At 45.3% G+C, this 9476-nt stretch carries 10 protein-coding genes and 1 tRNA gene; 3 read left to right on the top strand and 8 right to left on the bottom strand.

Going from position 1 to position 9476, the window contains the following annotated elements:
- Positions 1-212: 212 nt before the first annotated feature.
- Both J7529_RS16170 and lysS read right to left on the bottom strand, forming a co-directional pair.
- Positions 213-286, bottom strand: a tRNA-Arg gene (locus tag J7529_RS16170).
- Between the two features lie 39 nt (positions 287-325).
- Complete coding sequence (gene lysS / locus J7529_RS16165; RefSeq protein WP_318729842.1) at positions 326-1900, bottom strand: lysine--tRNA ligase; 1575 nt, start codon at positions 1898-1900, stop codon at positions 326-328.
- An 86-nt stretch (positions 1901-1986) separates the two neighbouring features.
- Between lysS and J7529_RS16160 the strand changes: the two genes are divergently transcribed.
- Positions 1987-3432 carry a carotenoid oxygenase family protein gene (locus tag J7529_RS16160; RefSeq protein WP_318729841.1) on the top strand — a complete coding sequence of 482 codons (1446 nt, stop codon included), beginning with the start codon at positions 1987-1989 and terminating at the stop codon, positions 3430-3432.
- A gap of 104 nt (positions 3433-3536) precedes the next feature.
- Here J7529_RS16160 and J7529_RS16155 read toward each other — a convergent pair whose 3' ends face one another.
- From J7529_RS16155 to J7529_RS16130, 6 genes are all read right to left on the bottom strand, one after another.
- Complete coding sequence (locus tag J7529_RS16155; protein ID WP_318729840.1) at positions 3537-4319, bottom strand: ABC transporter permease; 783 nt, start codon at positions 4317-4319, stop codon at positions 3537-3539.
- Positions 4320-4343: 24 nt separating this feature from the next.
- Positions 4344-4928 carry a DUF5357 family protein gene (locus tag J7529_RS16150; RefSeq protein ID WP_318729839.1) on the bottom strand — a complete coding sequence of 195 codons (585 nt, stop codon included), beginning with the start codon at positions 4926-4928 and terminating at the stop codon, positions 4344-4346.
- A gap of 7 nt (positions 4929-4935) precedes the next feature.
- Positions 4936-5454, bottom strand: a complete 519-nt coding sequence (gene fraC / locus J7529_RS16145) for a filament integrity protein FraC (protein WP_413038900.1) — start codon at positions 5452-5454, stop codon at positions 4936-4938.
- Positions 5455-5530: 76 nt separating this feature from the next.
- Positions 5531-6295 carry a PspA/IM30 family protein gene (locus tag J7529_RS16140; RefSeq protein WP_318729837.1) on the bottom strand — a complete coding sequence of 255 codons (765 nt, stop codon included), beginning with the start codon at positions 6293-6295 and terminating at the stop codon, positions 5531-5533.
- A 157-nt stretch (positions 6296-6452) separates the two neighbouring features.
- The gene (locus J7529_RS16135) at positions 6453-7187 is read right to left on the bottom strand and encodes a PspA/IM30 family protein (RefSeq protein WP_318729836.1); all 735 of its coding nucleotides are present in this window, start codon (positions 7185-7187) and stop codon (positions 6453-6455) included.
- Positions 7188-7201: 14 nt separating this feature from the next.
- Positions 7202-8647 carry a hypothetical protein gene (locus tag J7529_RS16130; RefSeq protein ID WP_318729835.1) on the bottom strand — a complete coding sequence of 482 codons (1446 nt, stop codon included), beginning with the start codon at positions 8645-8647 and terminating at the stop codon, positions 7202-7204.
- Between the two features lie 122 nt (positions 8648-8769).
- Here J7529_RS16130 and J7529_RS16125 point away from each other — a divergent pair, with 122 nt between their 5' ends.
- Both J7529_RS16125 and J7529_RS16120 read left to right on the top strand, forming a co-directional pair.
- Complete coding sequence (locus J7529_RS16125; protein ID WP_318729834.1) at positions 8770-8940, top strand: hypothetical protein; 171 nt, start codon at positions 8770-8772, stop codon at positions 8938-8940.
- Between the two features lie 170 nt (positions 8941-9110).
- Positions 9111-9416, top strand: coding sequence for a hypothetical protein (locus J7529_RS16120; protein ID WP_318729833.1), 306 nt, complete (start codon positions 9111-9113; stop codon positions 9414-9416).
- Positions 9417-9476 lie beyond the last annotated feature (60 nt).

Raw genomic sequence — 9476 nt, 5'->3', positions numbered from 1 at the left:
GTGATGGTCGTACGACTGTCATGTGACTGATGTATTGATGGAATTCTATGGCAATGTTTCTATGAATAAGTTTTCTCTACTTCTATGACCTATTTACCCTGCACTCTTTTGGAGTGGTGTAGGATGAGTTTGTGTTGAATGTGTGTTGAGTGTAGTCTCTTGAGTGCTATGCCATGGGTTCGATGCCAGGCACAACAATCGAGAACTTAAAGCGGGACTGACGGGTCTCGAACCCATGGCCTAGCGCTTAGGAGGCGCTCGCTCTATCCAACTGAGCTACAGTCCCAGCCTCCCCATTATACATGATTTTAATTCAGCCAGGAGACTAACCCAAGTCCAGAACCGCCTTTAAGCGCTCAACTACAAACTTACGGTCTAAATACGACAATAAACCGCCTGCTTTTGGCCCCCGTTCTTTGCCTAGGAACGATTGGTAAATTGCAGGAAATGCTAGATTGGGTTTAATCGATAACTCCTTCGTAGTAGAGAAAATTAAGGTTTGTAACTCCTCCGCTTCCCAACTTTCAAGTTTTTCCAGATTCACAACCAACTGGTTTAGATAGGTCTTTTGTTCCTCGGATAATTGACTAGCCCCTTCAGGAATCTCATCCCAATAAATCACTAACTTTTCTTCTTCATCGGCATAATCTTCAAGCCATTTTTTGCCGACAGCAATCCGTTTTGTAATCTCTGCCCAATCCCTATCGGTTAGAGAAGACATTCGTTTTTGAATTTCCGCTTCAATCTCTAAACCAGGAATTTGCAACAAGGAAATTAAGGTACTCAGTTCAAAGGGTTGATAGGGTTCAATTTTACTATCCAACTGGGCATACAAGAGAGACATCAAATCCTTCGGGAGTTCACCCTCTTCTCCAGTACTTTGCCACTCCTGGTATTTAGCAATCAACGTATCATAATCTCGGAATAGGCGAGTCGTAGTTTCATAGTTGGGTGCAAAGTTAATTACAGTTTTGGGGGGAGTTCTTAACATCAAAAACCGCAAGAGTTCAGCCGGCAATAAACCCGCCATATCTCTGGCACTTGAACCGACTCCTTTGGAGGAACTCATTTTTGTCCCATTGACTAAAATAAATTCATAGGGCGAATGGAAAGGTGGTTGTTTTTTCAGTACTTTGCGACAAATGGCATTGGCCACATCACGAGATCCACCTTTTTGGGAATGGTCTTTTCCTGCCAATTCAATGGTGACTCCCAAGATATCCCATTTGGCGACCCATTCCACTTTCCAAGGTAATTTTCCATTCCCATCAAAGGGAGAAACCCAGCCCGAATAACCACATCCTTCTACCCAATCGGTGCTATCTGGTTTGCAGGTATAAAAGACTTGTTCGCCGTTGTAATCGCTGACGACAGTCGTGGCGATTTTACCACAATTTTCACAGACGACTTGGAAGGGATACCAATCATCAGGTCGTTTGGCTTTACTGACTTGTTCATAGGCTTGGCGAATTAAGTCAGCATTGTTTAAAAAGGTGTCAATGTAGGGATTGAGTTGTCCAGTGCGATAGAGATCGCGCAGATAATAAACTTTTGGCTGTACTCCCAAATATTCAAAGACTTGTAGAAACTCGCCCATAAAATATTTGGCGTAGTCGCTGGCGGTTTCTTCTGGGGAGGGGACATTACAGAGAGGATAGCCTAGGTAGGGTTTAAAGTGTTCCTGGTTGAGATACTTTGGAACGGTATCTAAGGCATCATAATCATCGACACCATAAAGGAACTTAACGGGTTTTTGGGCCTGTTTTAAGGCACGATAGATGACATCATGGATAATGACTCCCCGTAGCGATCCGACATGAACACGACCGGATGGAGTTTTCGAGTCATTGACAATTTGTTCGCCCTGTGCATCTTGTGCAATCTTATCGGCCCAAAACATAATGCATTTTTATTTATCCACAATCTTTTTACTATAATATCAATGATCTAAAAAATCTAGGTTTTGAAGCTCTTTAATCTGCCTCTATGTCTTCCATTACTGAATCTTATCCGGCTTGGAGTCGATCTCTCACTCAACCTGGGACAGAGTTTCCCCCAACACCCCTTGAGATCTTAGAAGGTGCGATACCGCAAGGGTTACGAGGAACACTTTATCGTAATGGCCCTGGACGGTTAGAACGGGGTGGTGTGCGCGTGGGTCATTGGTTTGATGGGGATGGTGCAATTCTGGCGGTTAAGTTTACGGATGAGGGAGCAACTGGGGTTTATCGATATGTGCAAACGGAAGGATATTGTGCAGAGGGTGCGGCGAATCAGTTTTTGTATTCCAATTATGGCAGGACTGCCCCGGGTCCGCTTTGGCAACGTTGGGGAAAGCGACCGAAACATTCAGCGAATACGTCGGTTTTGGCCCTACCTGATAAACTTTTAGCCCTGTGGGAAGGCGATCGCCCCTATCGGTTAGACTTGGAAACGTTAGACACTGAGGGTAAGGATGACCTATCCCAGTTACAACCAGGAATGTCCTATTCTGCCCATCCGAAAGTAGATGCTCAGACGGGGGAAATTTTCAACTTTGGTACAATTCTGGGAGCCAAACCAAAATTATGTTTATATAAGAGCGATCGCACGGGCAAAATTATCCAAATGGGCGAACATGTTCTCAAGAGTGTGTCCATTATCCATGATTTCGTTCTCGCTGGCCCCTATTTGGTCTTTTTCATTCCCCCCATTAAATTGAAGTTATTCCCGATTTTGCTGGGGACTCAGTGTTTTTCTGATGCTCTGGAATGGCAACTGAATGGAGCCACACAAATTTTAATTTTCGATCGCCAAACCCTCTCTCTGGTGTCGAAACAAGAAGCACCCCCCTGGTTCCAGTGGCACTTTAGCAACGGATTTATGGATGAACAGGGGAATCTGGCGATCGATTTTGCCCGTTATAAAGACTTCCAAACCAATACATTTCTGAAAGAAGTCCCTAGTGGAAAAACTCATACGGAAGCATTAGGCCAATTGTGGCGATCGCATCTTAACCCAAAAACAGGGGAACTCATTGACCATTATCCCTTGATTGAGCAGCATAGCGAATTTCCCATTGTCTCCCCCCTAGAAGTTGGAAAACCGGCACGCTATACCTATCTGTCCATGCATCGTCCAGGAACCCCATTAGGTGAAGATTTACTGAATGTCATTGCTCGTTGGGATAACCAAACCCAAACCTTGGAAATGGGCGATCCAGGTCTCGGATCGTACCCCACAGAACCGCTTTATGTCCCCAGTCCAGAAACAGAAGAGAAGGGTTGGGTGCTAACTGTGATTTATCATTCCTCTAGTCATACCAGCGAAATCTGGATTTATGATGCCCATCACCTCAGTGATTCCCCCGTTTGTCGGTTAGGATTACCCAGCGTTATCCCCATCGGATTTCACGGTACATTTGCGAACGAGCATCAGAAACCCGGTTTCTAGTGGACTCCTTCATCTTATGTGATGCATTAAAAAAAGATGAGGAAGAAGAGAAGTTAGGACAGTTTCCATTGCCTATTGCCTCAAAATAACCAAGCGATTCACGCTCAAAATTCCCGTTGGGCTAAAATAATTGTGGCTAAAGCCAATAACGCTATCGTGTAGACAATACCATATCCTGCATTTGTGGTCAGGGTCACAGCACCCGGTAAAGAGTTCATCCCATACACCGCTAAGTTTTTCACATCTAAGCGAGATAGATCGGGCACAATAATGAATAAGACTTGACTCAGACGGGAAAACAAGGGAGTTTCGACTAAGGCATTCAGTTTCACCATATCGGCGCTTAAGTTACCCATGAAATAAATGCCAAATGTGAGGAAAAGAGCCACTAAGGAACGGGTAAAGACTCCAAATAAAATGGCTGCTGCTGTAATCAAGGATAGCTTTAGAATGAGGAACAGAGCAGAAATAATCAGGGCAGTTAAAGAGGGATAACTGGTTTGATTTAAGGTTAAGATTCCCAGATAAATCCCCATCATGCCAACGACTAAGACGCTCAAAACTGCCGAAACGCCTAAAAATTTGCCCACAATTAGTTCAGAGATATTGAGGGGTTTGGCAATCAGTAAATAAATGGTTCGCTGGTCAATTTCTTTGTTAATTAATCCAGTACTGATAAATACCGTTACTGCCACTCCTAGAATCTCCATCAATCCTAAGCCCACATCCAGAAGAATTTTATCTTCTACGGTGGAGGCAACTTCCCGAACTACGGGGATCATAAACACGATTATGATGGCGAATAATCCCCATACATAGAGAATGCGATCGCGGATGGTTTCGGCAAATACATTATTGGCAACAACCCTGAGTCGATTAAAATTCATAGGTCTGTCTAAAAGCAGGATAAATTAGTCGGAGCTGAATGGCGATCGGAGTTTTCCTAGGTCTAATTTTATCACAAATAAGCTGTTATCCATGTTCTGGTTCACCAAGTGTGGATTGGCGATCGCCCATTCATCAATCATAAAGTAAAAGTAAATCCAGCAACTGATGAGTAAACTACTCAGAAGAATGATAATATTTCTTTGCAAGCGTTTTTTCCCTTCTGCCGATCCGAGATCGAGGGAGCGGAGTCTGATCGCGTCAGGAAAGAGTTGAGTGAGGGCGATCGATTCCGGATAGCTCACCCACAACACTTTCTGTGAAACCCTATCGAGTGTCCTACTCATAATCAGAGAGAAAATCAACCAGATAATGATGGGTTTGAAATCGATACCCCAACAGTCTAGAGTATATTGACTCAGGAAAATCCATAGGGCATAGAGTACAGTGAGAAACCCAAAGAAAGCGATTGGCTCTTGCAGTTTTTCCAGTTTGAAGATGGGCATTAAAGCCGCAATAGTCCAGAACCCAAAACCGATCATAAACAGGATTTGCCAGAGAGTCGGCGGCTTGGAAAATAGAGTCTTGAACAGTTGAATAAAGTTGCTCATGAATCGGTTAAGGTATATTCAAACTGAACCGAATAAATTTCATCAGGACTACAAGTAAGATAACGCTATTACTCATCAAATGGGCATTAAATATGGTGCGAGAAATTGCTTTTTCGATAAAGGCTTCACGGGCGGCGATACTAAATCCTCCTTCTCCATATTTTCTTTGTATCCACATCTTGCGAATATTACGCAGAAGAGCTAATCCTTGCCGTTTGACAAACCAGCCAATCAGAAAAGCACCGATAATTGCCAGTAAAATCCAGGATAGACTCGATCGCTCCCACTGGCCAAATAGGACTAAATCAATTACATTTTGGCGAATGGGATTGGGCAATAAGAGTTCTAAATTAAAGAATAAGAACCAACCAATCAGGTTGGCAAGCAAATTCAGTGTAGCGGCATAAAAAATGCTAAAACGGGGATGAAGCTGAAGTTGAGTATGGAGAAAATAGGATTCAATGGCGATCGCCACCCATAAGCAGAGCATCTGTAAGGCGATCGTTCGTAGGGGCAGGATAACCATCACCAGATAATTAATACTTAACAATTAGCAATTAACAATTACTTTAGATTATTAATTGTTAATTGCTAAACTGATCCTAGCTTTTATCGAGTTCCCGGCGCAGTTGCTCCAAGTCATCATCAACTTCTGAAGTCGAGCGACTTGAATCAGGAGTACCTTGGGGCAGAGCCGCTTGATTGGGTGATGCGCCAGTTAGCTGGGCTTTCATGGCAGCCAACTCATCATCGACATCACTTCCTTCTAAGGCTGTAAACTGTTCTTCAATCCCCGTACCACCAATCTCGTAGGCTGCCTGACTTCTGGCTTCCATTTGCAGCACTTTTTCTTCCATCCGATCAAACGCAGCGAGGGAACTACTGGTTCCGATGTTCGAGACGGTATTCTGCAAGTTTTCTTGAGCTTTAGCTGCTTGCATCCGTGCTTTGAGCATGTCTTTCTTGGTTTTCGCCTCAGAAATCTTGCCCTCTAGCTGCATTAAGTTTTTCTTCAGGGTATCTACCTGGGCGGTTTGTTGCTCTAAAGAAACTTTAATGGTGGTGGCGCTGTCACTCTGAGCTTTTTTGCGCTGCAATGCTTCCCGAGCTAGATTTTCGTCGCCCTTCTGTAGAGCCAGTTGCGCCCGTTGCTGCCATTTATTGGCTTCATTTTGGGCTGTGTTATATTGTTGCTGGCTCTTTTTTTGGCTGGCGATCGCACTAGCTACTGCTTGCCGAAGTTGGATCAGATCTTCCTGCATATCAATAATAGACTGCTCGAGTATCTTCTCCGGGTCTTCTGCTTTATTCACAAGATCGTTTATATTAGCTCTCAGAACTCGGCCGATCCGATCGAATAATCCCATAATTCTAATTCTGCTTTCCTGTCAGGGTCTATATACAGATTATAGTGGAGGGGAAAAGGCAATAGGGAGGAGAGGCAATAGGTAATAGGCAATAGGCAATAGGGAAGAGTTGGGTGGCACGCTAACATTTCCCATAATTATTAATTTGGTTAATAACCTACAGTTCATTGAGTCGCGATCGCAACTCCTCTAATTCGCGATCGTACTCGGACTTGCTTCTGGGGGCTTGGCTTTTCAGTTGCGTTTTTATCAGGGTGAGTTCCTCCTCTACGGAAATCTCTGTCCCTGATTCTAACGCTTGGAATTGGTTCTCTACAGGATCTTTTCCCCATTCGGCACTCAGTTGAGCTTGGGCTTCGAGTTCTTGTACCTTATTTTCCATCCGTTCTAAAGCTGCTGATGTACCTCTAGGATTCAATTGATTCATCACTTGATGCAACTGTTCGGAGGTTTTAGCCGCACGGGCGCGGGCAATATAAAGTTCTTTCTTCGCTTTAGCCTCCGCTATTTTGCCTTCTAGGGTGCGTAAATCATTCCTCATACGATCCACCACATCCCCTTGCTGTTGCAGGTGTTCCTGGAACAGTCGCGCTGTTTCTAGATAAGGTTTGCGTCGGTTTAGAGCTTCCCTGGCCAGAGTTTCATCCCCTTTTTCTAGGGAGAGTTGGGCCCGTTTGTGCCAATCTTCGGCACTTACCGTAGCTTGATGATATTGCCGTTCTGTACGTTTTTGCACGGCGATCGCCTGAGCTACCGATTGTCGCAGACGCACCATATCATCTTGCAATTCCAAGATAGCGGTTTCTAGGAGCTTTTCCGGGTCTTGCCGTTGGACGATCCAGTCATTTACTTGGGCACGAACGGCACGAAATAGGCGATCGACAACACTCATAATCCCATCCCCATTTACTCATCATCATAAATTTTGGCAGAAATTCCCTCAATTTTCAGTTCTTCCACGAACGTTTCTGCCATTTCTCGATGATAAAATGACCCCAAGTACACATAAATCCCATCCGCAAAATTGCGTAAATACGCATCGGGAACCAAGGCTTGAATTTTCGCCATCATACTCCCATCCTCATAATTAGCCACTACCGAATAGGATTGACCATTCTCGGACTCCGGCAAAGTCGCCACTGGTTCCGGCATCCATTCCTGTTCTGCAGGCATATCTACTGGGATCGGAACAGATCCCGTAAAGCCCTGAAGATAATTTTGAGGAGGAACAGGTTCAGGTACCGGTTCAGCAAATGACGGAACCTCTGGAGGCATGATAGGTGTTGCGGCTTGCAACTGGGGCAACTCGTGAGGATTGGGGGAGACAGTCATCCCAGGCACAACTGGAGGAGCAGGAGGTAAAGGAGCTGAAGGTTCGATCTCTTGTACAGGTGTCACTTGAGGCGTTGGCGGCAATTCTGATTCTGGTTCCGGTGCAGCGGAAAGAATCGGTAAACTCAACACCCGCAAATTCAGCCCCGATGAGCGGTTAGACTCCGAGGAGGTGGGAGGCTCTACTGGAGTTTTCGCGACTACAGGCGAAGCGACTGGAATCGGGGAAGCCACTGGAGAAGGTTGGGGGGGTTGCTTGGGTTCCAGAACACTCAAACTCTCCAGGGTTAACTGGCCAAATTCTGAAGTTGGGCGAGGGGTAGATTGGGAAACGTTAGAAGAATTCGCTGGAGTTGTTGCAGGTTCTGGAGCAGATTCGGGAACAGTGGGATTAGGCTGCCGGAAGGGACTATTGGGGAACAAGTAACGCATCAGCGAAGGGTTAAGAAAAATCACCCCAAATGTAATGCACAGCAGAATCAAGAGCAGGGTGGAACCGATCCCCAGGGGAGTAAGCCAGGGATTAAACGCTGGGGTAGGGACAGGGCTTTCGTCTTCCTCTTCCTCCTCGGCTAAACTTCTGAGCAATTCTTCTGAAGATTCTAGGTAATCCTCTGGGGGACTGTCGGCTTCAAACCCTGTATCCGGTTCAGCCAGATTTTGATCGGCAAAAGAGGTAGATAGGGCAGCCCCTAAATCGGTATCTGCTGAGGGGGATAGGGAAGCTGGACGTTCTGGAGCGGTTTCTAGCGTCTCTGGAGAGGGGGGGCGCTTCGGTTGGGGGCGCTCTGGAGGCGGCGGTGAGACTAACTCTAAGGTTTTTCCTCCCTGTCCTTGAGCTGTTGCCGTTAACGCATAGCTTTTCAGAGGTGGAGTATATCCTTGGCGATATCGCCGATATCGGGTTAATTCTTCCTCTAGGCTGACATTCAGACTCGTGAGAGCCGCTTGCAGCGGGAGGGAGATGGCATAGGTCTGGTGGGGTTCGGGTGCTGGTTTTGCCGGAAAACGGTTACTCATCGCCAAGGTCTTGCCGTAGTGATTCGGTGAATCTGCTTATTTGAGCGTTGATTGTATCTTATTTTGATGCGTAATGATAGGGAGACCCTAGAATTTTATTCACAAACATTTAAATTCGAGCCATGTTTCTCTGGATTTTTGGTAATACTGGCTACGTTTTGGCGATCGCTCTAAGGGATAAGTCAAGAGCAAGGAACCTATCCTTCATCCGTATTTTTATTGCCCGGATTATAACGGAGGCGATCCAGATTAATCATCAGTGCAATGGGAGCGGTCTTGTTGATCCCCAATAGTTTATCCCGGAAATAACCCCTTATTCCTGACAGGGATGATAGTGAAAACGGAGAATTCATGTCCAAATTTAAAGCAAACATAAAAAAAGTATAAAGCTATTTTCAATTTGTCTAAGAGATAACTGAAAATAGAATAGAAGCCGATATCCGCCCCCTATTGAGGATCTGCCATGAACAACTCCAATTGTCAAACCTCCGCTTGTCGGTATTGCCGCCACTTTACTCCTGAAGGTCGGCGAGGGGGCAACTGCCAACAACTCAATGTTCCTGTGCGCGGTGGATGGAAAGCTTGTCCCTTAGCTATTCCAGCTTTTGCCCCGTCTTGGGAAGGTTTAGGACTTTGGAAGTATGAACCCTTAACCGCGATCGAAACCCAGTCCAAGCCATTGGAACCGGTTGCCCTCAAAGAGTCACGCCCCAACTTGAGTGTCGTTGAGGATGATTTAGATTTAGATCAAGATCTTGCCTTAGCTTAAGTACACAACCGATCAGATCAACCGTGTTTTAAGATCAAAACTTTAAAAAACGATATACCA

It is taken from the genome of Roseofilum sp. Guam (genome assembly GCF_017746735.1).
Classification (GTDB): domain Bacteria; phylum Cyanobacteriota; class Cyanobacteriia; order Cyanobacteriales; family Desertifilaceae; genus Roseofilum; species Roseofilum reptotaenium.
The sequence above is the reverse complement of the archived record's forward strand: the minus strand, read 5'-3'. Positions and strand labels throughout refer to the sequence as shown.

Coding starts and splice junctions, on each gene's coding strand:
- lysS (WP_318729842.1), bottom strand. CDS start 1,900: ATGTTTTGGGCCGATAAGATTGCACAAGATGCACAGGGCGAACAAATT.
- J7529_RS16160 (WP_318729841.1), top strand. CDS start 1,987: ATGTCTTCCATTACTGAATCTTATCCGGCTTGGAGTCGATCTCTCACT.
- J7529_RS16155 (WP_318729840.1), bottom strand. CDS start 4,319: ATGAATTTTAATCGACTCAGGGTTGTTGCCAATAATGTATTTGCCGAA.
- J7529_RS16150 (WP_318729839.1), bottom strand. CDS start 4,928: ATGAGCAACTTTATTCAACTGTTCAAGACTCTATTTTCCAAGCCGCCG.
- fraC (WP_413038900.1), bottom strand. CDS start 5,454: ATGGTTATCCTGCCCCTACGAACGATCGCCTTACAGATGCTCTGCTTA.
- J7529_RS16140 (WP_318729837.1), bottom strand. CDS start 6,295: ATGGGATTATTCGATCGGATCGGCCGAGTTCTGAGAGCTAATATAAAC.
- J7529_RS16135 (WP_318729836.1), bottom strand. CDS start 7,187: ATGAGTGTTGTCGATCGCCTATTTCGTGCCGTTCGTGCCCAAGTAAAT.
- J7529_RS16130 (WP_318729835.1), bottom strand. CDS start 8,647: ATGAGTAACCGTTTTCCGGCAAAACCAGCACCCGAACCCCACCAGACC.
- J7529_RS16125 (WP_318729834.1), top strand. CDS start 8,770: ATGTTTCTCTGGATTTTTGGTAATACTGGCTACGTTTTGGCGATCGCT.
- J7529_RS16120 (WP_318729833.1), top strand. CDS start 9,111: ATGAACAACTCCAATTGTCAAACCTCCGCTTGTCGGTATTGCCGCCAC.